This window comes from Legionella sp. D16C41, from assembly GCF_048541585.1.
Taxonomy (GTDB): Bacteria; Pseudomonadota; Gammaproteobacteria; order Legionellales; family Legionellaceae; genus Legionella_C.
The window spans coordinates 2,531,485-2,554,396 of the sequence record NZ_CP183303.1 but is presented as its reverse complement, the minus strand read 5'-3'; the positions used below and the strand labels follow the sequence as shown (position 1 = coordinate 2,554,396).

Sequence of the window (22,912 nt, the reverse complement as noted above, 5' to 3'; positions counted from 1 at the left end):
AAAGCCAACAGTTTGTTATTTATGGTGCTTGCTTTATTATAACTGTGGTTGGCTTGGTAGTTGTCGTAGTGGGAACAGTAGTGGTAACTGCTTGTCTAGGTGATGCAATCATTTGCATGATTCCCAAATCACCTGAAATCTTACGGCCTATAACTAAGTCTACAGTAAGTAGCTGGGTTAATTTCTGTTTTTCATTTTGATAAATAACTTGTAAGGGAACACTTACTCGCCATTGATTTTCTTTGATATCTGTTACAGCAATATTCCCATCAATAGTGCTTGTCACCATAAGTCTTTGTGTTTTAATAGCACTTAAGTTTCCAGATTTATTAAGAGCATCATTAAAGCTTTGCCAGCCCTGGTCAGTATAACAAGGTCTTAGAGTAGTTAATTGTTGGGCAATATTAACATGATCAAAATCAAATGATTGCCGAGTAGCATTATTTGCCCATTCGGTAATGATTGAGTGATCAACGTGGGTATTTTCAGCTGGAATATGATAATTACAATTTATGGGCTGCGCTACTGAGGTTGTTCCATTTGTTGTAGGTACAGTAGCTGTAGTGGTAGTTGTAGTTGGCTGAGGCTGCGTGACAACAGTAGTTGTAGTTGGCGCCGTGGTTGTAGTGGGCACGGTTGTAGTGGTTGGCACAGTTGTAGTGGTTGTAGTTGGTACGGTGGTGGTAGTTGGTACAGTTGTAGTAGTTGGTGCAGTTGTGGTAGTAGTTGGTGCCGTAGTAGTAACGGTATTGGAGGTAGTTGTTGCAGCAGAGGCATATACTATTGCCGTATCATTTTGAGCAAGATTAATTTGTTTAGCAAGAGAATTAGCTGCAGATTTTGCATAATTATCTAAATTTGCATTAACTAGAGAATCAATAGTTTCAGCGTAAATAAAACCGTTTAGTAGAGTTAGTAATCCACTAAACAACATAATTTTTTTCATTCGTGGTGCTCCTTGCATGAATTCTTCAAAATACTATAAGCTTCATTGTTATATTAATAAATAGTTTATTTATTCATTCTCAATAATAGACTGATCGCAAGTTTAATATATTAAGCATATTAATAAAACTCTAGTAATTCTGCTATTAACATTGCTGCTAAGCGTGCTGTTTTTTGATCCTCATCTAGAGGAGGTGAGAGCTCAGCAATATCTACACTAACTACTTTGCCAGTTTGAATAATGTATTTCAACAGGGGAAGTGCTTGCCAAGGTAATAAACCAAGTGCTTGCGGTGCACTTACACCGGGTGCATAAGCTTGTGCAAAAACATCAAGGCAAATACTTAAGTAAATATAATCTTGTTTCTTGATAAAATGATCGATAAATTTAAGCTGCTGTTTAAATGACTGTTCATACATTTGCTGCGCAGTGAGAAAATAAACATGAGAATCATCTGCGATTTTAAAAAGACTTTCGGTATTGGCATGTGGCTGAATACCTAAACAACAATAGTTGAAAGGAAGTTCTTTAGACTGGCAATATTCTTTTATTTGATAAAATGGGGTACCTGAGGTGCTTTGCTTTTGTTGATTAACGGGACGTAAATCAAAATGAGCATCAAAATTAATAATACCGAGTTTATTATATTTTTCACTTAAGCCTAAAAAATGTCCCCAGGCAATTTCATGTCCGCCCCCAAAGACGATAGTTTTACATTCGTGTTGATGACAACAATTAATTATTTTTGTTAGCTCCTGTTGAGATTCTTCCAACTTTTGTTCTTCACAACTAATATTACCTAGATCATAAAGTGGCTGTTTAGCATGCCAAGGTAATTTACCTAAATGTTCGCGCAAAACATTAGGACCTGTTTTAGCACCTAATCGGCCTTCATTTCGTCTGATTCCTTCATCACTATTAAAACCTAAAAAAACAATTTTTGTGCGAATATTATCAAGTGAGTGGATACGTATATCATAAGGTTTAATAGCTTGAAAAAAGCGCTCGTTAGGTAAAGTGTCTTTACGTCCTTGCCAAATAGTTGCTATAGGTGGTTCATAATAATTAATCTCTGGCAACATATCATTCTCCTTGAAAGCAATATTGACATAAAGAAGTCTTTTTAAGAATAAAAAATTACTGATGATAATCAAAATTTCATTTTAAATATAATTTCTAATTATACGTTATTTATAATTTCCTATCTCCTGTAAGATCCAGTAAGAATTCTGCTTAATTCCGACCCGTTGTTCAGTGACAAGCATTCATTAGCAAAAAATAAAAGGCAAAAAAGAAATTATCAAGCTGTTGTTGTACTTAAGAATTAGTAATATACAAATAAAATAGGGTAGCCGTTCATATAAATATAAATAAGTCAGTTTAAAAAGAACAAGAGTCAGAACAAACATTATGCTAGCTATCAAACAAAATTAATCTTTTGTATAAGGGAAATATGTAATGCTGAAAAACAATCTAAGTAAAAATGATAAGACAAATGATACATTGCATAAAATTTTTATTCAGGCTGAACACACTTTTGATGTTCTTAGGCCTAGTAAAAGTGGACAACCTTATTCTGTTGCTGAAGTCAATAAAGCCGTTAAAACAAATAAATATGATATCAATCAACAAGATGATGAGGGCAATACTTTACTGCATTTAGCTGCATCAATTCATATGTCAAACCGCTGCAGTCCAGCCCTAGCTAGCGCGAATATCAGGCCTTACAAAAATCATTAACTTATATCAAGGTTACCAACATGGAACCCTTGACTGTTCGTGAACAGGGGCTGGCTTATTCCATTTATAGCGCTGATTTTTTACAACCTTATTTAGATGCAAAAAACCATTTTGAAAAACGAAATCCAGCGATAGCTTCTAAAGAATTATGTGATCGATATGCTCAGTATTTAGAAACAGACAAAACAAAAAGAGTAAGTGTATTTAATGAAATTAACCAGCTAGAAAGTGTTATTGCATGTGGTGAATACTTAGGTAATAACGGTTTTTTTGCATCACAATCTCGTAGAAATAAATGTTCACAAGCGGCAGAAGCACGTCAATTAATTATGTAATGCCATGTAAACGTTTAAAGATCTAATTGCAATATTTCTACTTTTTGCTCTGGTGGAGAATTTGGTAAATTCCATTTCTCACAGAAAGCTGTGATTGCAAGAGTAGCTTGCACTTGGGTAGAATTTTTTAGAGAAGTAAGTAACGTATAAAATTCACTCGTTATGTTTGATCTTATACCGGTATTTTCAAGAAACGAAAACTTAATACTTTTTTCTCGTTCCTCTGCGATTTCTATTAATTTATTAAGGCCAAAATGACTCAATTCACGCATTTGTCCTATACCTTCTGGTAAGGATTTCCAAAATACGCCGCTTTCTTTATTCCATCTTTTATTATTGATTAAGTTAATAACTAGCTTTTCTAGCTCTACCGAAGTATATAAAGGAATATTGTCTTCTTTGTTAGTGCTTAACACTTCCAGAAAGTCAGCTATTGGTAGTTTACCTTGCTGGTATAATTTTTTACTGTACTCAAAAATGCTACCACTTTTTGTGACACATTCACTAAATTTTTCTCTACGTTGTGCATCAATTGTATCTGAATAAAAGGGATCTATATCCCGATGTACTATCTCATATAATAATGATTCCGCATCTTGATTAATTGATGGCTTAATAAATTCAAAGGGTTTAAAGTCAGGACGGCGCTCTGTATTTAATACAAAATCAATAAATAATAATCTTTGGTTTAGGCTTCCTCGAGGATAACCAGCTTGGCCATTTTTTATATGATAGTTAACAATTTCTTGTCGCAGGCCAGTCACTAAATCATTTACATTCTTTTGTTCCGAATCAAATGAGTCAAGAAAATTTTGAACGACTTCGCGATAGGTCCGCCCTGGATGAGCGAGCGAGCTCCCGTTTTGATAATCACGCAGTAAATAAATTGCTTTTTTTAGTCTAATTTTCTCATCTGAATCGTTATCTTCTATATCAGGAGTTTTCTCAATAAGTTTAAAATAAGAGGTATTAAGTTTATATTTTATTTTATCAATAATGGTTATATTTTCAGGCCATACCCATGTATTTAATTCATTACTAGATGAGCTCTTGTTAGCGGTTTTTTTATCTTTACCATAGAAAGCATAAGTAGAGAAATTTTCATCTTGTAACAACTGTCCTGGTACTTGCTTTCGCTCTAATATAGTACGCGTACTACTATCTCGTGGTGGTAGAATACAATTGATTAAATCCTCATCATGTATTCCAAGAAAAGATAATGTTGCAATAACGAAATTATGACAATTACGCGAAAACTCACTAAAAGAATAGATGTCTCCTCGTTGCTTCTTAATAAAATTTAGTAAACCTTTGGCTTGTGCATTCGTAACTTTATAATGTTTCGCATATGCAGAAGCAGCATCGCGCCCTGGATTAATTAGTTCATGGATAGCTCGAACCTCACGTGCAGCATAATCACGATTACTTATATTTTGATTAACCTGCATTAAACCAATACTATTTACTAAAACATACTGATTTCCAACTTTTTTGCTTATTGCAAGCAATGCGTGCATAGTGTGTTCTAAGCTAATATAGGAAACGATATATTCATCTTCTGAAGGTAATAAAAATTTTTCTAACATAAAAATCTAAAAATAATAGTCACTTATCCTATTATAGTAGATTGATCTTAAGATTTTATTAGCCCTATAAAGGCATATAAGATTTTAATGATATATAAGAGAAAGGGTTTTTTTATATATAGTATTATTGATTTGATAGAGTCCGGTATATAATTCTTTATAGTCTAGATTAATGATAGTAAATCCATTAGCTTTTAATACAGTCAAAAAACGGCCCTGTTTTGAGATTTGCTCATTCTAACTAAAATTAACCAAAATTCTTACTGTATGACATACTGACCTGTAAAGTAACCTTATATGTTTAAACAGTCTTGGCAAAACCTAATATACAGATTTAAATAAGTAGCGGAATGTGGAAGGTAAAGTATTTACTCCAATATCCTATAGCTAATTTTAAATGACTATTAGCATTGTTAATTGATTCCGGTAGAATAAGCTATTTTATTTGGACCTTTATACTGAGTTAAGGAGTAGCCGTGTTTATTATTACTGGTGGCGGCACTGGTATTGGTCGTGCATTAGCGCATTCATTGGCTGAACAAGGACAAGATGTATTAATCGTAGGTCGTCGCGAATTTGCATTACAAGAAACAGCCTCTTATTCTCCATTAATTTCTTTTCTTAGTACCGATGTTTCCACACTAACAGGGCAACAAGCTATTTTAACTTTCTTAAAAGATAAATCTACTATTAAAGGTTTAATTCATAACGCCGGTATTATTGAGCCTATTGCACCGATTAGTGAGATTACAGAGCAAGCTTGGCAGCAAACGCTCGCAACAAATTTAAATACACCTTTATTTCTTACTCAATTATTACTAGATAAGCTTCAAGGTGGGCGAGTATTAACTATTAGCTCTGGAGCTGCTTATTTTCCTATTGCAGGTTGGGCAGCCTATTGTGTTTCTAAAGCAGCTCTAGCCATGCTTACACGTTGCTGGCAATTAGAATGCCCAACGGTCGCTTTTGCAAGCGTAAAACCTGGTATTATTGATACTGATATGCAAACTCTAATTCGTCAAAGTCAGTTTATGCATGATGAAAAACTACAATTTTTTAAAACGCTTAAATCGGAAAATCGCTTATTAACAACGCAAACAGTTGCGCTTTTTTTAAGTTGGCTATTACTTAAAGTAAAAGCGGAGCATTATAACGCCGAAGAATGGGATATTTATGATAACCGTCATCATTCTTCATGGTTAAAAAGCCCTCATGTGGTGCCAAATTTGGAATAGTATATGTTGACATGCGATAGACTTCTTACTAATGCTAGAATCCTTAACGTTGATGGTAATATAACTACTCAGCAAGCCATTGCAATTTACAAAAAAAAAATTATTTGGTGCGGTGATGAAACTAAATTACCTGCTATTACAGCGACTGTTAAAGAAAATTGTAATGATGAGCTCATTACGCCAGGATTCATTGATTGCCATACTCATTTAATTTATGCTGGTAATCGTGCGAATGAATTTAAACAGCGCCTAGAAGGAGCTACTTATAGTGATATTGCTCGTGCAGGCGGAGGTATTTTATCTACAGTTAGACAAGTTCGTGCTGCAACTGAAGATGAACTAATTGTTCAGTCACTCTCTCGCTTATTAGCTATGCGTGCTGAAGGCGTTACTACGGTTGAAATTAAGTCAGGCTACGGTTTAGACTTAGCTAGTGAAATTAAAATGCTTACTGTTGCACGCCGACTTGAATCCTTAAGTGGCATGCGTATTAAAACTACCTTTTTAGGTGCGCATGCAATTCCTCCTGAATTTATTAATAATTCCCAAGGATATGTAGATTACCTTTGTCAAGAAATGTTACCTGCTATTGCTGAATTAGGTTTAGCTGACGCTGTAGATGTATTTTGTGAAACTATCGCTTTTTCTTATAAACAAACTGAACAACTGTTTTTAACAGCAAAAGAATTAAAGCTACCTATTAAATGTCATGCCGAACAGTTATCAAATTTAGGTGCCAGTAAACTAGCTGCAGCAATGGGGGCTTTATCCTGTGATCATTTAGAATATTTAGATGAAGCGGGTGCTAAAACCATGGCTACTATGGGAACTATCGCAGTATTACTTCCTGGCGCTTTTTATTTTTTACGTGCCCTAAAAAAACCTCCTATTGCTTTACTGCGTCAATTAAAAGTTAAGATAGCTATTGCAACTGATTGCAATCCTGGCTCATCTCCAACCACGTCTTTATTACTTATGATGAATATGGCTTGCCAATTTTTTGATCTAACAGTAGAAGAAGTTTTACAAAGTGTTACCACCAATGCAGCACAAGCATTAGGTATTGCTGAGGAAACAGGTAAAATTCAGCCAGGATTAGCTGCTGATTTGATACGCTGGCCGCTCAAAGATGCTGCAATATTATGTTATCATTTCGGTTATCCGTTACCGCATGCGACGATGATTGCAGGACAATGGATTGATTAAAACATTGGAGAAAGAAATATGTATCTATTGCGCATGTTTATTTTGGGTTTAAGTATTGTTACGAATCCTCTTTGGGCGCAACCTAAAACGGTAACCGTTAAGAAAGAAACTAAAACATTTATTCTTGAGCTTAAATATCCTCAAGGCTTTAACCAAGGGCAAATTGATCAAGTTATACAAACCTTTATAACAACCACCAAGAATGCCCAAAATATGTCAGATAGTGATTCATTTACAGAAACGCTTCCAGGTAAAAATAGCTTATATATTGACTATAGAATAGCTTTTCAAAACAAACATGTAGTTAGCCTAGAATTTGATGTTTCGACTTATTCAAGTGGGGCTGCGCATCCAAATAATACTATAAGAACGTTTAACTTCATTGATGGTAAACAAATTAATTTAAAAGATATTTTTAAACCCAATGTTAATTATTTAACAACAATTGCTAATTATTGTCGCGCTGAATTACTTAAGAAAAAAGATTTTGATAAAAAGTGGATTAATGATGGTACAGAAGCGGAGATTGAAAATTATAGCGATTGGACCTTTGACAAAAAAGGATTAGCTATTATTTTTGATACTTATCAAGTGGCTGCTTATGTTTATGGTCCGCAAACCATTATTATTCCACAGTCCTTACTAGAGACGGCATTGCGTCCTGAAGTTAAAAAGATAATTTGGGGCAATGCATGACTAAGTCTGTAGCAAAAGTAAATGAAGAAAAAAAAGTAGCTGAGTTAACAGCACGTAGTATTATATTAGCAATTATACTGACTGTATTGCTGGCAATGTCGAATTCTTATTTAGCTTTAAAGTTAGGAATTTTGACATCAGCCTCTATTCCAGCAGCAATTATTTCGATGGGAATTTTACGCTTATTTAAAAATTCTACTATTTTGGAAAACAATGCGGTCCAGACTGCAGCTTCTGCTGGAGAAGCTGTTGCAGGCGGTATCGTTTATACAATCCCTGCTCTAATTATTATTCATTATTGGCAAAGCTTTGATTATTTAACAAATTTTTTTATTGCTGTATCTGGCGGTATTCTTGGGGTTTTATTTTCTATTCCATTGCGTCGTATTTTAGTTCACGAGCCAGCATTATGTTTTCCTGAAGGCAAAGTGATTGCAGAGGTTTTAAAATCTTCAGATGAGCGAGTAGGAGTTAAAGAGATTTTTTTAGGTGGCGCTGTTGGTGGATTAATTGAACTTTTGCAAATGGGTTTTAAGATTATTGCAAGTAATTTTAATTTTTGGTTCGTAGTTAAACGTTCTATTTTTGGTTTTGGGGCAGGCTTTTCGGCCACTATGATTGGTGCCGGCTATTTAATAGGTCATGAAATGGCAGTCAGTATTTTTATAGGGGCTGTTATTTCTTGGCTGGTTGCATTGCCTATTGTTAGCCAATTTTATCCAGATTTTTTAGCTCATTATCCATTAAATCAAGCTGCCTCTTTGCTTTGGGACAGTGAGCTACGCTACTTGGGTATAGGTGCTATGTTATTTGCAGGCACTTGGACGTTTTTACTTCTTGTTAGGCCACTAATTAAAAGTATTACGCAGTCTTTTAGTGCTTTTACTACTAAGCGTAATTGGGCAGCGCAAGTACCAAGAACAGATAGGGATATTCCAATTCCATTTATTGTAAGCGGTATTGTGATTATAGCCACATTATTATTTTTATTTTTTCAATATATTTTTCCCATTGAAGCAACAGGGTTAGATGGAGATTTTGCACCAACTTTGGTTTTTGCGGCTGTTATTTATGTGCTGGTTATTGGCTTTTTATTTTCGGTTATTACGGGCTATCTATCTGGGATGGTCGGTGTGACAGCAAGTCCTGGGAGCTCTGTGGTTATTGCAGGTATGTTATTTGCTGCTTGGATGCTGTTGACTATTATTAACCAATTTCTACCATTGCCATTAACTCCTAATCAAATTAAAGCGGCAGAAGCCATTACTATTATTATTGGTTCTGTCGTAACAGGTATTGCAGCTATTGCTAATGATAATACGCAGGATCTTAAGGTAGGCCAATTAGTAGGTGCTACACCTTGGCGGCAGCAAGTAATGCTTTTAGTTGGCGTTGTGGTTTCATCTTTGGTTATTCCACCGGTTATGCAGCTGCTTTTTAATGTATACGGCATTGCGGGTGTTATGCCGCATGAAGGTATGGATATTAGTCAATCTCTTCCAGCTCCTACTGCTGCATTAATGGCTGCCATTACGGAAGCTGTTTTCCGTAATACGCTACCTTGGACTATGATGTTATTTGGTGCAGGCATCATCATTGTACTGTTAATTAGTATTAAACTATTTAAGCTAACTCGTTATATGAGGTTGTCTATATTAGGAATAGCAATCGGCATGTATTTGCCAATTTCTTCTTCTTTTCCCTTATTTTTAGGGGGCATGATAGCGATGTATGTGCGAAACCGTCTCGAGAAAAAAACATCCTTTACTAACGAACAAAAAACTGAGCGTAGACAAAAAGGAACTTTAATTGCTTGCGGATTAGTCGCAGGTTCAGCCATTGTTGACGTTTTACTAGCTATTCCTTTTTCTATTTTACATACGCCAGACGCTTTAAAAATAGTAGGTGAAAGTTGGCATACATATGGCATTTTACTGGGTATTTTATCTACTATTATGTTAACGCTTTGGATAGAAAAACGAGTTTGTAAATTAGAAAAATTCTAATAGGTTAGGGCTAAACAAATTTAGCCCTAACCTAACTTTTATTTAGGCTGAATTAAATTAATTAAATTAGCATATTCTTCTGTTTTTATTTTATTTAATAAGCAACGAGGCTTAAACAGTTTAGGCGTATAATGAATTTTCAGCGTGGGTACTGTTGCTTTAGCATTAGTATTTTTTGGTCTAGATAGGGATTCCTCGCCGCTTAAAGTTACTTCAAGATCTTCTACGGCTTTATCAATAGTTTGATTGATTATAGTTGACTCTTTCTCAAAGGCTGCTTTTAATGCTTTATATTCTTTATTACTTTCAGCTTTTAATCGCGTTAATATAATAGATGAAACGACCGTATAGCTTAATTCTCTATTACTGTGAATATCATACCATTCTAAATATAATAGGTTTAATTTGGTTGTATTGTCTTTTTGCGCTTGTATCTCTTCAGAAGTTAAAAGTCCTTTTTCTTTTTTGGCTTGATAAAACTTATCTATTTCAATACACGCTTGAATGGTTTTGATATAGTAATTTTTTACTATGTAAGCCGTACTAGCTTTACCAAAGGCAGCTAGCATACGTTCATTAATTTGAAACTCAGGTATTTCATAAGAGCCCTCATAATACATTTCACGCAGTGCATTATAGAGCTTATCTTTTACCTGAACGTATTTTGTTGCAAGAGCTACCCCAATAAATAACGTCGGTAGAAAGACAGCAGCAAATGCTAATTCAGGTAACCCTAAAGGAGATAATAAAGCGGCAATAAGTACAATAAAACTTACTGCAATGATTACAGGCATTACAGTGCGATAGAGTTTCCAAAAAAAACTTTTTTCGTATAAAGCTACCTCTTTATATTCTGAGTAAAGTGGAAGAAACGGGTTAAATAAACTACTCAATATTGATTTTGCTTCCGCAACCTGCCCTGCAAAACGATTATAATTATAGAAATCAAAAATTGCTAAAAATGAACTTTCATTTTGAGTGGCAAATCCTGTTGCTTGAATAAAAGCATGAGCGTCAGATAAACGGCGCAGAAATTCATTTGTCTGATTTAAAAGAGGATTACTTAATAAATAGGAAAGCGAATTTAATAAATTTGGTGGTTGAGGCAAAGTATCTCGCTCTAAATTCTTACCATTAATTAGTAATAATTGCTTATTAATATACTGTTTTAAGCTTAAATGATAATGGTTTAATAATTCGTGAAGATTAAGTGCTAAGTCATTAGCAAATGCTTCTAAAATAGCTGTGGTAAGTAAGTTCGCTTGTTCTTTATTAAACTGTTGCAAATCAATAAATTGGATATCGAGCATGCTAACTTTATCCATGCAGTAATATATTATATTGCTTAAATGCTCGTATTTTAATTTTGCAATTGTTTCAGGCATTTTATTGGAGAGGTTAACTGCTGCAATTAAATTATCAAGCTCGATTTTAATACTAGTTGGCTTAAGCCGATAATTAAATAAGTTAAAATAATGAGCTAAACGACTTAGATTTTCTCTAATTTCTTCTTGGGCTATATTATTTCTTAACTCTGTTAATTCAGCATCATTATGAAAATGTTCAAGCCAACTAGTTTTGGCATTTAGGCATTGCTGATTTAATTTAGTAATTCTAGCTTCATTTGGCCAAGTTCGGGTTGTAGCAAATTCATTTCTAGCGGCAGTGAGTGCTTTTTCTAATAGGGTTTTTTGTTGAATATAAGCCTTAGAATAATCTTTAGTGGTAATAAGTTTTCGGTTTTCTTCTTGGACAAAATGCAATTTATAACAATCTTCTGCTAACAAAAGAAAATCACATTTTTCTTTTACGAGTTTATATGTCTCATGTTCTTTAAATGTTTCTGTAAATTCATAAACGAGTTTTTCAATCTCTTGTAATAACTTTTCTTTCTGTATTTCCAGTGATGAAAAAAGCATATTTAAAAGCGTGATTGAACTTTGAAAAGTAGCAGCTTTATGGTTAATTTTTGCTATAAGATTAACAAAATTCTGCCCAACAGTAGTGGCATGAAAAGCATGTTGGTCATCAAGAGATAATAGAGAATAGCCAGGAATAATTTTATCTGCAGTATCTAAAAATTCCATTACTTTTTATTATTTTTAAGCTGACCTACTTTTAACATAAAAAACTTAAGGGAATCTTAAGTGAAAAACATTTTCTTAACTACGGTCTACTACGTCCTGCGACTTGTTCGCAGGATCAAGTTCGCTAGTTAAATTGCTGGATCCAGCGCGCTATTTAGATTGCTGGGTCCTGTGGACAAGCCACAGGACGTAGATTGAGTGGAGAGTCTTTGCAAGCATAAAAGTGAAAAGCATTTTTTGACCACCCCACCGCCTACGTCCTGCGACTTGTTCGCAGGATCCAGTTTGCTAGGCAAATCGCTAGATCCTGTAGACACGCCACCGGACGTAGGTTGAGTGGGGGAGTCTTTGCAAGCATAAAAGTGAAAAGCATTTTTTGACCACCCCACCGCCTACGTCCTGTGACTTGTTCGCAGGATCCAGTTTGCTAGGCAAATCGCTAGATCCTGTAGACACGCCACCGGACGTAGATTGAGTGGAGAGTCTTTGCAAGCATAAAAATGAAAAACACTTTTAACCACCGCCTACGTCCTGCGACTCGTTCGCAGGATCCAGCACGCTAGTTAGATTACTGGGTCCTGTGGACAAGCCACAGGACGTAGGTTGAGTTGAGAGCGTCTTTGCATGGGACGTAGGCTTGGTGAAAAGCGTTTTTAATAGGCTTTCATTTCTTTCTGTACAAAGGCTATTAATTATAAGCTTGAATTTTATTCAAGCTTTTCAATATTAGCTTTATGGTTTAACAATTTATTTTTAATAAGTTCTGCTTGCGCTAATTTTTCTTGTTCCTTAGCAATGATTTCTGCCGGCGCTTTATCTGTAAATTTAGGATTATTAAGTTTGCCTTGAGCTAGCATTATATCTTTATCAAGTTTTGCAAGTTCCTTATTTAAGCGATTTAATTCAGCTTCTTTATTAATAAGGCCTGCCATAGGAATTAATAATTCAAGTTCTCCTACTACAGCTGAAGCTGATACTGGCGCTTCTTCATCTTTTTCTAAAAAATGAATATTAGCTAACTTACCTAAAGCCATCAGAATAACTTGGTAATTTTTAAAACGTTCTATTTCTAATGCTGACGCATTTTTAACTTGTAAGACAATTAATTTAGCAGGAGAAATACTTATCTCACTGCGAATAGTGCGAACTGATTGAATAACTTCTTTAACCCAAGAAATTTCATTTTCCAAATTTTTATTAATAAACTGTTGATCAGCCTTAGGATAAGGACTAAGCATAATACTTTCACCATTTTGGCTAGTAAGTTTACTTAGGCGCTGCCATATCTCTTCTGTTATAAACGGCATGATAGGGTGGAGCAATTTCAATATTTGATCTAATACATGAACAAGGGTGCGACGTGTCCCTCTCTTCATAGCTCCTAATGCCTGTGGGTCATAAAGAATGGGCTTAGATAGCTCTAAATACCAATCACAATATTCATGCCAAACAAATTCATAAAGTGTATGGGCTAATAAGTCAAAACGATAAGTAGTCAAATAATGATGACAACTAGCTATAGTGTGTTGTAAACAGGATAAGATCCATTGATCAGCAGGACTATATTGAAACGCACCATCTTCCAAATCAATTTGTTCTTCTGTATTAAGTAGAACATAGCGCGCAGCATTCCATAATTTATTACAGAAATTACGATAGCCCTCAACACGATTTAAATCAAAGCGGACATTGCGGCCAAATGATGCAAGAGAACAAAAAGTAAAACGTAATGCATCAGTACCAAAAGCAGGAATACCATCAGGAAATTCTTTACGTGTTGCTTTGGCAATCTTGTCTTTTAAAGAAGGCAACATCATATTTGAAGTACGTTTAGTGATTAGGCTATCGAGATCAATGCCATCAATAATATCTAAAGGGTCTAAAACATTGCCTTTAGATTTAGACATTTTTTGGCCTTCACTATCACGAATTAAACCAGTAATTAAAACTTCCTTGAAAGGGACTTTGCCGGTGAATTTTAAGCCCATCATAATCATACGAGCTACCCAGAAGAAAATAATATCAAAGCCAGTTATTAAGACAGAGGTAGGATAAAATTGTTCAAATTCTGGTGTACGTGCCGGCCAGCCTAAGGTAGAAAAGGGCCAAAGTGCAGATGAAAACCAAGTATCTAGTACGTCTTCATCTTGTTTTAAATGCAACGAGTCATCTAATTTATATTTAAAGCGTACATCTTTTTCACTATAGCCTACATAAATATGGCCATGGCTATCATACCAAGCAGGAATACGGTGTCCCCACCAAAGTTGGCGACTAATACACCAATCCTCTATATTTTCCATCCATTGAAAGTAAGTTTTAGTCCAATTTTCAGGAATAAAGCGAATTTCACCTTTTTTAACTGCTTCAATGGCAGGCGTAGCTAACGGTTTTATTTTCACATACCACTGATCAGTTAATAAGGGTTCAATAATTACATTAGATTTTTCCCCACGTGGAACTTTTAATTTATGGGGTTCAGTTTTAACAAGCAATTGAGCTACCGTTAAGTCCTTAATGATTTGCTCACGTGCAATAAACCTATCCATGCCTTGATAGTTTAAAGGTGCATTTTTATTAATTGCCCCTTTTTTAGTAAGGATATTAATAGAAGGGAGATTGTGGCGTCTACCAATTTCATGATCGTTAAAATCATGAGCCGGTGTGATTTTAACACAACCTGTCCCAAACTCTTTATCAACGTAATCATCAGCAATAATAGGTATTTGGCGATCACAAAGAGGAAGATTAACCTGTTTGCCAATTAAATGTTGGTAACGTTCATCATCTGGATGGACAGCAATAGCTACGTCACCTAACATCGTCTCAGGTCTTGTAGTAGCAACAATTAAAGAATCGTTTGAGTCTGTAAGAGGATAACGAATATGCCATAAAAATCCGTCTTCTTCCTGAGAGATAACTTCTAAATCTGATACGGCTGTACCTAATTTAGGATCCCAATTAACTAGGCGAGTTCCTCTATAAATTAAACCTTCATCATAAAGTTGGACAAAAACTTTTTGCACTGCTTGAGAAAGGCCTTCATCCATAGTAAACCGTTCACGCTCCCAATCTACTGAGGAACCAATGCGTCGCATCTGTGAGGTAATTTGATTACCAGACTCTTCTTTCCATTGCCAAACATACTCAAGAAATTTTTCACGCGTCATATCTTTACGAAATACGCCCCTACCTTCTAGTTGACGTTCTACTACAAGCTGAGTAGAAATACCGGCATGGTCTGTGCCTGGTTGCCATAAGGTTTTATCCCCTTGCATGCGGTGGTAACGTATCAGTACATCCATTAAAGTATGCTGAAAGCCATGACCCATGTGTAAACTACCCGTGACGTTAGGCGGCGGCAACATAATACAATAAGCTGAGCCTTCACCTTGTGGTTGGAAGAAATGGTGATTTTCCCATTTTTGGTAACGTGATTTCTCGATAGTTTGGGGAGAATAAGTCTTATCCATGGTATAGCCTGTAATCATTAGTAATGCATAAAGTAGATGATTTTAACATGTACAGAACTGATAAAAAACCTTAAGGTTTAAGCAAAAAAAGTTTTTAGAGAAAACTTAACTAAGGCTAAATAATTAAATTATAGTCTTGTTAATATTCTTATTATTTAATATTTAAATAAACTTTAAGAGGCATTTATTGAGTTTTCTAAAGGTTCTGCTGAGTCTGCTTCTCTAGGCCTATGATCAGCTGCAAGATAGGTATACATAGTCGGTACAACAAATAAAGTAAATAAAGTTCCAACTAATAAACCTGCTGAGATAACAAGACCAATATTAAATCGACTTACAGCGCCCGCACCATTAGCCATTAGAAGCGGGATGACCCCAAAAACCATAGCAGCTGTAGTCATTAAAATTGGCCGCAGGCGAATAGCAGCAGCTTCTTCAACGGCGGTACGCTTATCTAATTTTCTTTCTCGTTGTAATTGATTTGCAAAATCAACAATTAAAATACCATGTTTACTAATTAAGCCAATTAATGTAATAAGCCCGACTTGAGTATAAATATTGATAGAAGCAGCACCTAAGTTAAGTGGAATTAAAGCACCACAAATCGACATTGGCACACTAATTAATATGATTAATGGATCACGAAAGCTTTCATATTGAGCGGCTAAAACAAGGAAGATAACAATGATTGATAAGAAAAAAGCAAAAATTAAAGCACTACCTTCCTGCATAAACTGCCTAGATTGGCCACCAAAATCGTAAGTATAACCTCGTGGTAAAATCGAAGCTGCTTCTTTTTCTAAAAATGCTAAGCCTTGGCCTAAGGTTACGCCAGGCAAAGTAACACCTTGAATAGTTGCTGAATTTAATTGTTGAAAATGAGTAACTGCATTGGGTCGTATTTTTTCTAGTGGAGTAACTACGGTTGATAGAGGAATCATAACACCAGTTTTAGAGCGAACATAAATTTTTTCTAATTGTTCTGGTGTTAATCGATAGCGTCTATCTAACTGGGGGATAACTTGATAACTGCGGCCTTGTAAGTTGAAATAATTAACATAGTTTCCAGATAAGGCACTAGTTAAACTACTACCAATATCTTGCATATCTAAACCTAAATCAGCCGCTTTAGAGCGATTAATTTGTAATTCAATTTCAGGTTGGTTAAATTTAAGGCTATTGTCTAAGAAAATAAAATAACCACTTTTTTGTGCTTTATCCATTAACTGATTTGAAAGTTCAAATAAAGTTTGAAAATCATTAGTAGTTTTAATTACAAATTGAATAGGAGCGCCACTGCCACCACCAGGTAGAGGAGGGGGAATAATAGCAAATGTTTTCAAACCGGCTACTTGATCTAATTTATCTTGTAGTGGCTTTTTCATGGCAAATTGAGATCGTGTGCGTTGATCCCACGGTTTTAAAACCATTCCGGAGACAGGATCACTCGAATTAATATTGAAGTAGTGTGCCGCTTCAGGAAAACTTTCATAAATTTTATTAAATAAATTTGTAAAGGCGGCAATGTAATTAACCGTTGCATATTGGGGTGGGGTAGCAATAACAAAAAAGAAACCTTGATCTTCTTCAGGTGCAGTTTCTTTTGGGGTGGTACTATATAAATAAGGTAGCATTAATAAAATAACTACTGCAAGCACAAGCATAATGGCTCGAGTTTCTAGTAGACTATGTAGCTTACGCTGATAATAAACTTTAAAAGAGTTAAATTTTTTATCAAGAAATTGTACAAACCAACCGGCATTCGCTTCGCTAGAAAATAATTTAGAGCACATCATTGGTGTTAAAGTAAGTGCAATAATACCTGAAATAATGACGGCACTTGCCAAAGTAAAGGCAAATTCTTTAAAAAGGGCCCCAGTTAAGCCACCCATAAAGCCAATAGGGGCATAAACAGCTGCTAAAGTAATTGTCATTGCAATAACAGGTATAGCAATTTCTCGTGCCCCAATTAGAGCTGCCTCCCAAGGTGTTTTTCCTTCTTCTAAATGGCGGTGTACATTTTCCACAACTACAATAGCATCATCGACCACTAAGCCGATAGCTAAAACAAAGGCGAGTAAAGTAAGCAAATTAATCGAGTAGCCAAGAAACAACATAAAAGTACATACCCCAATTAATGATAGAGGAATGGTGACTACAGGAATAATGACAGAGCGAATTGATCCTAAAAAAAGAAAAATAACTACAATAACAATCAAAGCAGCTTCAATAATAGTTAAAATAACCTCTTTAATAGAAGCTCGAATAAAATCGGTAGCATCATAAACGATAGTACCAGTTAGTGAGGGTGGAAATTCATGAGTAATTGAAGGAAAGATTTTTCGTACCTGGCTAATTACAGTTAAGGGATTAGCAGTAGGAGTAGGGGTTATTGCAATAAATACAGCTTGTTTGCCATTGAAAGTCACATTGGTATTATAATCTTGTGAGCCTAATTCTACTTCGCCGATATCGCTTAAGCGAATAATAGCTGTTTTATTACTTCTTACAATTAGTTTACTAAATTCTTTCGCATTGTTTAAATCCGTTTTAGCGGTGACATTTATAGCAACATATTCACCTTTTGTATTTCCGGCAGCTGTTAAAAAATTATTGCGAGTGAGAACATTTGTGACGTCAGCGGGTGTAACATTTAAAGCTGCCATTTTAATAGGATTAAGAAAAATACGCATAGAGTAAGTTGCCCCGCCTAAAAGTTGGGCCTGAGCTACGCCATCAACGGTTTGTAACTGAGGTTGTACTACTCGCACCGCATAATCGGTAATCTGCTGCGGGGTCATCTCAGTACTATCTAAGCTAATATACATTAATGGTGTTGAAGTATCAGAGCTTTTAATAATGATAGGCTGCTGAGCTTGAGGCGGTAATTGATTTAAAGTCTGCTGCACTTTACTCATAACATCGGTAAAGGCAACTTGAGGATTAAAATTCAATTTAATAGTTAAAGTAATAGTACTTAACCCCTGAACACTTGAAGAGGTCATATAATCAATGCCCTCTGCACTTGCAACAGCTGCTTCTAAAGGTGTAGTAATAAAACCAGCAATTAAATTAGCATCGGCACCTGGATAACTTGTTGTGACCGTAATAACAGTATTATCCATACGAGGAAACTGGCGAATTTGCATAGTAGTTAATGAATTTAAACCGAATAAAAAAATCAACAAACTAACCACTGTAGCAAGTACAGGACGTTTAATAAAAATATCGGTAAAATTCATCCAATTTCCTAAATAGCGCTTCAATTAGTTTAAACTAAACTACAATTTTGTTTACCACTGCAGCCACTGTAATTTGTTTACTATTAACAGGGTCTATGAGGTTAAATAATTTTCTCTTAGTTACAGTGAATTAATAACTTCATTAAATTAATTAATTTATCTATCACTGTCCTAAAGTATCTGGGTTACTAATAGCGTTGAGCTTAACATCATTGTTGATAATAACTCGAGTACCATTTTGTAATTTAAGTTCACCAGAACCGACTACTGTTTGGCCAGGTTTTAGACCATCAGTAATAATAATGTAATTGCCTTCTTGCTCGCCAGTGTGAACAAAGACTCGCCTTACTTGAAGAATATCTTCACCTTTATCATCTTTTTGACCATTTTTTTCAATAAGAAAGACCGAGTTTCCATATAAGCTATAAGAAATAGCGGTTGTAGGTAGAACTACTAAGTTAGATATAGTTGGCTGTTCAACTGAAATAGCTGTAAACATGCCAGGAATAAAAGTAAAGTCTTGAATGTGATTTCTAGTATTTAAAGCCGTATTACACCTTACAATAGTTTTATTTCTATCTGGATCTTTAATAAGGCTAATTAATTTTGATTGTGTTGGGTTTTGCACAGCTTGAATGGGACAATTAGGAACAGTGGCTTGAACTAAAATATTATGGGTATTTGGATCTACTTTAGCATTAATTGCCGTAATTTCACCTTCAAAGAGCACATTTGGAAATCCTTCTACACTAAATTGTATTCTTTGTTTTAAATGTAATTTTTTTAAAAGCTGTTCGGGTAAATTAAATTCAAGATAAAGCGGATCTAATGATTGTAAAGTGACAATAGCGGTTTGGCCTGGTGTAATATATTGGCCTAAATTAACTTGTCTAATACCTAATTTTCCAGAAAAGGGCGCGGTAATGTGTTTTTGTCTAATTTGTGCTTCGATTTTGTCTACATTTGCTTGCGCTTGTGCTAAATTTGCTTTTGCTTCATCTACACTTGAGCTGGGCGTAGCTCCTCGCCTTGATAATTCAGCTTGTCTTTTATAACTAAGCTCTTTTAAATCCCTATCAGATTGGTTAAATCTTAATTGCGCCTGATCCACGCTGTCATCTATATCAATTAATGGTTTTCCTTGCTCTATGTATTGTCCAGAATCAAAATGAATAGATACAACATTACCTGAAGCTTCTGAATTTACCTCCACGCCATTAGTGGCAAGGAAGTTACCCACAGCCGTAATACGTGGCTCCCAGTTTTTTTGCATAACTTTAGTAGAAGATACAGTGACTGGCGCAGTTTGAAACTGGCTAACAAAGCGTTTAATCATTATACCCTTAATAAAATTAAAGGTGATAATACCTCCAAAAACAATTATCAACGCGATTATCATAATGGTCATGCGTTTTTTCACTGTTGTTCCTTAAAATAGTCATATAGCGAATATGGGAGGTTAAAATTAATTCGCTATTTTGTTATTAGAATAATAAAGCCAAGCTAATTAGAACTATAAGTGCGCTAATATACCACAAACAGTTAAGAGTTGAAGTAGAGAAAAATAGTTATGATTACAAAAAAAACCTATTGACTAAATGGTATCCTTTGCTACCATGCCCTTTGTTTTTAACATAAAAGGGGTAATTATGAAAGTGAAATCTGTATTGCTTGCCTGTTGTTTAGGGTTATTATCGACTGCTTATGCAGAGAATCGTCATGTTCATCCAAAAGCAGAAGCTGTTAAAAATGAAGCTGTAGCAGCAGCGAAAAAGGCAATGGCGCCTGGCTATTGTGAAATTGAAGTTATTAACAATAGTTACGACAATGTTACCGTATATGGCCGTTTTGATGATGGTAGTGCTTTAGTACCTTTTAATGTTTATAGTTTTGAAACACCACACTATATTGATTTATATTACTATGGTTATTGCCACCGTGATATGTATTTAGATATCGTAACCTTTAGCGGTTATCATATTTACTCTGGTTACACCCGTGCAGAAACAACTGTAAGAATAGTTCCCTATCTTCAAAATCAGGTAAAAGCTGAAGTGCGTGCTAAGGCATAACCTTAGGACCTATCTTCAGAGTTGTTAGAGTGAGGCAAAAGGTTTTGACATTTGAAGGTCTTAGCAGGTGTTTAAATAGAAGTATCTATGTAGCAGACCAAAAGAAGTTAACGCTTTTTACCACTTTAGCAGAGCCTTAAGCCAGGTTTTTAAATTAAAATAGGCACAATATTGCTATTGTGCCTTTACTTCTTTACTGTGGAGGTATTATGAAACGTTTTTTTCTAACTCTGCTGCTATTACCTTCTATTGGAATTTGTGCAAATAGTCATTATCATGACTATCCTTTTCCTGAAATTGCCCAAGCAGCTACTTCCCGTATCCATAGCCATGAAAGGCTAAATAATCCGCAAGTAATAACTCGTAGTAGGCAACACCGGACACATATCGTACATGCGCCTTCTTATCGACGCTATTATTATAGACACTATAGGCATTACCCACGTTATTTGCCTCCAGTGCCATACTTTAATCATTACCATGAACATATGGGCTATCCTATTTACAATAACCATGTGCATGGGCATGAATAATTTTTAACAGACAATGAGTTATATTTGAATTTTAAATTATTTGTAAACGCAACTTCTGGATAAGAGTTAGTTAAACTTGACAAAAATTAAAGCCATAATGAAAAGAGCCTTAATTTAGCGAACGCTTTGGGCGTTACTTGTCTAGAATTTGCGTTGTAAAATAACTTAATTTAAGACATGGCATGATAGGGGTAAAATACCTTGTCGACAAAGACTCTACTATAGGATAAGTCAAAAAAATGTCTTAAAATTTGTAAGCGTCTTATTCATAAAGATTATTCGTTAAAGCTTTTGCTATTTTCAACGCTAAAAGAAATTTTATTATTTTTTTGGCAAATTAATCTGTAAAAAGTGGCAAGAACCATTGAAAGTTGCTTTTTATCCTTAAATTTAAGTAAGATTTTAATTTTAACTATTCAAGCTTACCTGTTTTATCTACACACTAACTAAAAATAAATCTATAATTACTTCATTTCTGATGATAAAGAGGACTGCAAATGTTTGATAAAGACTGCACCATTGCTAATTTTGATAACGAACTTTGGCAAGCGATACAAGCGGAAAAGAAACGACAAGAAGAACATATTGAACTCATTGCTTCAGAAAACTATGCTAGTCCTTGCGTTTTAGAAGCGCAGGGTTCTGTTTTAACTAACAAGTATGCAGAAGGCTATCCTGGTAAGCGTTACTATGGTGGTTGTGACTATGTTGATATTGCTGAACAGTTAGCTATAGAACGTGCTAAACAATTATTTAAAGCAGATTATGTCAATGTTCAGCCACATTCTGGTTCTCAAGCTAATGCGGCAGTAATGATGGCGCTTTTAAACCCAGGTGATTTAATTATGGGAATGGCTCTACCACACGGAGGTCATTTAACTCATGGTTCAAAAGTTAATTTTTCAGGAAAACTTTATCAAGCTATAGAATACGGTCTTGATGTAAAAACAGGCCTAATTGATTATGACGCTTTAGAGAAAGCTGCAAAACTTCATAAACCTAAATTAATTGTGGCTGGTTTCTCAGCTTACTCGCAATATTTAGATTGGGAGCGTTTTCGGGCTATCGCAGATGAGGTTGGTGCATATCTCCTAGCAGATATAGCTCATGTGGCAGGATTAATTGCAGCAGATTTATATCCTTCACCAATTCCTTATGCAGATGTTGTAACAACAACTACTCATAAAACATTACGGGGTCCACGCGGTGGTTTAATTCTAGCAAAAGCTAATGAAGAAATTGCAAAAAAATTAAATTCTTCTGTATTTCCTGGCATGCAAGGTGGGCCACTGATGCATGTTATTGCGGCGAAAGCAGTTGCATTTGCCGAGGCTTTGCAACCTGAATTTAAAGTTTATCAACAGCAAGTGATAGATAACGCTCGCGAAATGGCAAAAGTTTTACTAGAAAGAGGTTATTCTATTGTTTCTGGTGGCACAAAAAATCATTTATTGTTAGTCGACTTAATTGCAAAAAATATAACTGGTAAAGAAGCTGATGCTGCGCTAGGTAGAGCTAATATTACCGTAAATAAAAATTCCGTTCCCAATGATCCACGCTCTCCTTTTGTTACAAGTGGCCTACGTTTAGGAACGCCAGCAGTGACTACGCGTGGTTTTAAAGAAAAAGAAATAGGCATGATTAGTCATTGGATTTGTGATATTCTTGACGACCTTAATAATGAAGAGGTGCTCAAGCGAGTTAAGAATCACGTTTTACAATTGTGTCATGACTTTCCTGTTTACTCTAACTAAT

General features: G+C 35.2%; 16 protein-coding genes. 9 read left to right on the top strand and 7 right to left on the bottom strand.

What is annotated here, in order from left to right:
- Positions 1-19: 19 nt before the first annotated feature.
- Together ACNVED_RS11020 and hutG are read right to left on the bottom strand one after the other, a co-directional pair.
- Positions 20-946: a DotI/IcmL family type IV secretion protein gene (locus tag ACNVED_RS11020; RefSeq protein WP_419419072.1), complete on the bottom strand. Its 927-nt coding sequence runs from the start codon at positions 944-946 to the stop codon at positions 20-22.
- A 119-nt stretch (positions 947-1,065) separates the two neighbouring features.
- Complete coding sequence (hutG, locus tag ACNVED_RS11015; RefSeq protein ID WP_419419071.1) at positions 1,066-2,028, bottom strand: formimidoylglutamase; 963 nt, start codon at positions 2,026-2,028, stop codon at positions 1,066-1,068.
- A 376-nt stretch (positions 2,029-2,404) separates the two neighbouring features.
- On the opposite strand from hutG, the gene ACNVED_RS11010 reads away from it, so the two are divergent.
- Both ACNVED_RS11010 and ACNVED_RS11005 read left to right on the top strand, forming a co-directional pair.
- Complete coding sequence (locus ACNVED_RS11010) at positions 2,405-2,686, top strand: hypothetical protein (RefSeq protein WP_419419070.1); 282 nt, start codon at positions 2,405-2,407, stop codon at positions 2,684-2,686.
- 20 nt (positions 2,687-2,706) lie between these two features.
- The gene (locus tag ACNVED_RS11005) at positions 2,707-3,021 is read left to right on the top strand and encodes a hypothetical protein (RefSeq protein ID WP_419419069.1); all 315 of its coding nucleotides are present in this window, start codon (positions 2,707-2,709) and stop codon (positions 3,019-3,021) included.
- Positions 3,022-3,035: 14 nt separating this feature from the next.
- On the opposite strand, the gene ACNVED_RS11000 is transcribed toward ACNVED_RS11005, so the two are convergent.
- Entirely contained in the window at positions 3,036-4,607 is a 1,572-nt protein-coding gene (locus tag ACNVED_RS11000; protein ID WP_419419068.1) for a hypothetical protein, read from the bottom strand.
- 476 nt (positions 4,608-5,083) lie between these two features.
- Here ACNVED_RS11000 and ACNVED_RS10995 point away from each other — a divergent pair, with 476 nt between their 5' ends.
- The 4 genes from ACNVED_RS10995 to ACNVED_RS10980 are packed head-to-tail and all read left to right on the top strand — an operon-like array spanning position 5,084 to position 9,750.
- Positions 5,084-5,842 (top strand): SDR family NAD(P)-dependent oxidoreductase, encoded by a 759-nt coding sequence (locus ACNVED_RS10995; RefSeq protein ID WP_419419067.1) that lies wholly within the window; start codon positions 5,084-5,086, stop codon positions 5,840-5,842.
- 3 nt (positions 5,843-5,845) lie between these two features.
- Positions 5,846-7,048, top strand: a complete 1,203-nt coding sequence (hutI, locus tag ACNVED_RS10990) for an imidazolonepropionase (protein WP_419419066.1) — start codon at positions 5,846-5,848, stop codon at positions 7,046-7,048.
- A gap of 18 nt (positions 7,049-7,066) precedes the next feature.
- Entirely contained in the window at positions 7,067-7,744 is a 678-nt protein-coding gene (locus ACNVED_RS10985) for a DUF3298 domain-containing protein (RefSeq protein WP_419419065.1), read from the top strand.
- A complete protein-coding gene (locus ACNVED_RS10980) occupies positions 7,741-9,750 on the top strand; it encodes an OPT family oligopeptide transporter (protein ID WP_419419064.1) in 2,010 nt (669 codons plus the stop codon). Before ACNVED_RS10985 ends, ACNVED_RS10980 begins: the two co-directional genes overlap by 4 nt.
- Before the next feature lie 38 nt (positions 9,751-9,788).
- Here ACNVED_RS10980 and ACNVED_RS10975 read toward each other — a convergent pair whose 3' ends face one another.
- The 4 genes from ACNVED_RS10975 to ACNVED_RS10960 all read right to left on the bottom strand — a co-directional run bounded on the left by ACNVED_RS10975 (position 9,789) and on the right by ACNVED_RS10960 (position 19,972).
- On the bottom strand, positions 9,789-11,837 hold the full coding sequence (locus ACNVED_RS10975; protein WP_419419063.1) for a hypothetical protein: 2,049 nt from the start codon (positions 11,835-11,837) through the stop codon (positions 9,789-9,791).
- 707 nt (positions 11,838-12,544) lie between these two features.
- Positions 12,545-15,310 carry a valine--tRNA ligase gene (locus ACNVED_RS10970; protein ID WP_419419062.1) on the bottom strand — a complete coding sequence of 922 codons (2,766 nt, stop codon included), beginning with the start codon at positions 15,308-15,310 and terminating at the stop codon, positions 12,545-12,547.
- 173 nt (positions 15,311-15,483) lie between these two features.
- Positions 15,484-18,552, bottom strand: a complete 3,069-nt coding sequence (locus tag ACNVED_RS10965) for an efflux RND transporter permease subunit (RefSeq protein ID WP_419419061.1) — start codon at positions 18,550-18,552, stop codon at positions 15,484-15,486.
- 163 nt (positions 18,553-18,715) lie between these two features.
- The gene (locus ACNVED_RS10960) at positions 18,716-19,972 is read right to left on the bottom strand and encodes an efflux RND transporter periplasmic adaptor subunit (RefSeq protein ID WP_419419060.1); all 1,257 of its coding nucleotides are present in this window, start codon (positions 19,970-19,972) and stop codon (positions 18,716-18,718) included.
- Between the two features lie 229 nt (positions 19,973-20,201).
- Here ACNVED_RS10960 and ACNVED_RS10955 point away from each other — a divergent pair, with 229 nt between their 5' ends.
- The 3 genes from ACNVED_RS10955 (at position 20,202) to glyA (ending at position 22,911) form a co-directional block, all read left to right on the top strand.
- A complete protein-coding gene (locus tag ACNVED_RS10955; RefSeq protein ID WP_419419059.1) occupies positions 20,202-20,624 on the top strand; it encodes a hypothetical protein in 423 nt (140 codons plus the stop codon).
- Positions 20,625-20,833: 209 nt separating this feature from the next.
- A complete protein-coding gene (locus tag ACNVED_RS10950; RefSeq protein WP_419419058.1) occupies positions 20,834-21,157 on the top strand; it encodes a hypothetical protein in 324 nt (107 codons plus the stop codon).
- Between the two features lie 497 nt (positions 21,158-21,654).
- Positions 21,655-22,911, top strand: a complete 1,257-nt coding sequence (gene glyA, locus ACNVED_RS10945; protein ID WP_419419057.1) for a serine hydroxymethyltransferase — start codon at positions 21,655-21,657, stop codon at positions 22,909-22,911.
- The last annotated feature ends 1 nt before the right edge of the window (position 22,912 follow it).

Excerpts from the sequence above, each read along its gene's own strand:
- ACNVED_RS10965 (WP_419419061.1), bottom strand. The coding sequence starts at position 18,552 with ATGAATTTTACCGATATTTTTATTAAACGTCCTGTACTTGCTACAGTG.
- ACNVED_RS10950 (WP_419419058.1), top strand. The coding sequence starts at position 20,834 with ATGAAACGTTTTTTTCTAACTCTGCTGCTATTACCTTCTATTGGAATT.
- ACNVED_RS11000 (WP_419419068.1), bottom strand. The coding sequence starts at position 4,607 with ATGTTAGAAAAATTTTTATTACCTTCAGAAGATGAATATATCGTTTCC.
- hutG (WP_419419071.1), bottom strand. The coding sequence starts at position 2,028 with ATGTTGCCAGAGATTAATTATTATGAACCACCTATAGCAACTATTTGG.
- ACNVED_RS10985 (WP_419419065.1), top strand. The coding sequence starts at position 7,067 with ATGTATCTATTGCGCATGTTTATTTTGGGTTTAAGTATTGTTACGAAT.
- hutI (WP_419419066.1), top strand. The coding sequence starts at position 5,846 with ATGTTGACATGCGATAGACTTCTTACTAATGCTAGAATCCTTAACGTT.
- ACNVED_RS10975 (WP_419419063.1), bottom strand. The coding sequence starts at position 11,837 with ATGGAATTTTTAGATACTGCAGATAAAATTATTCCTGGCTATTCTCTA.
- ACNVED_RS10980 (WP_419419064.1), top strand. The coding sequence starts at position 7,741 with ATGACTAAGTCTGTAGCAAAAGTAAATGAAGAAAAAAAAGTAGCTGAG.
- ACNVED_RS11005 (WP_419419069.1), top strand. The coding sequence starts at position 2,707 with ATGGAACCCTTGACTGTTCGTGAACAGGGGCTGGCTTATTCCATTTAT.
- ACNVED_RS11020 (WP_419419072.1), bottom strand. The coding sequence starts at position 946 with ATGAAAAAAATTATGTTGTTTAGTGGATTACTAACTCTACTAAACGGT.
- ACNVED_RS10955 (WP_419419059.1), top strand. The coding sequence starts at position 20,202 with ATGAAAGTGAAATCTGTATTGCTTGCCTGTTGTTTAGGGTTATTATCG.
- ACNVED_RS10970 (WP_419419062.1), bottom strand. The coding sequence starts at position 15,310 with ATGGATAAGACTTATTCTCCCCAAACTATCGAGAAATCACGTTACCAA.
- ACNVED_RS11010 (WP_419419070.1), top strand. The coding sequence starts at position 2,405 with ATGCTGAAAAACAATCTAAGTAAAAATGATAAGACAAATGATACATTG.
- glyA (WP_419419057.1), top strand. The coding sequence starts at position 21,655 with ATGTTTGATAAAGACTGCACCATTGCTAATTTTGATAACGAACTTTGG.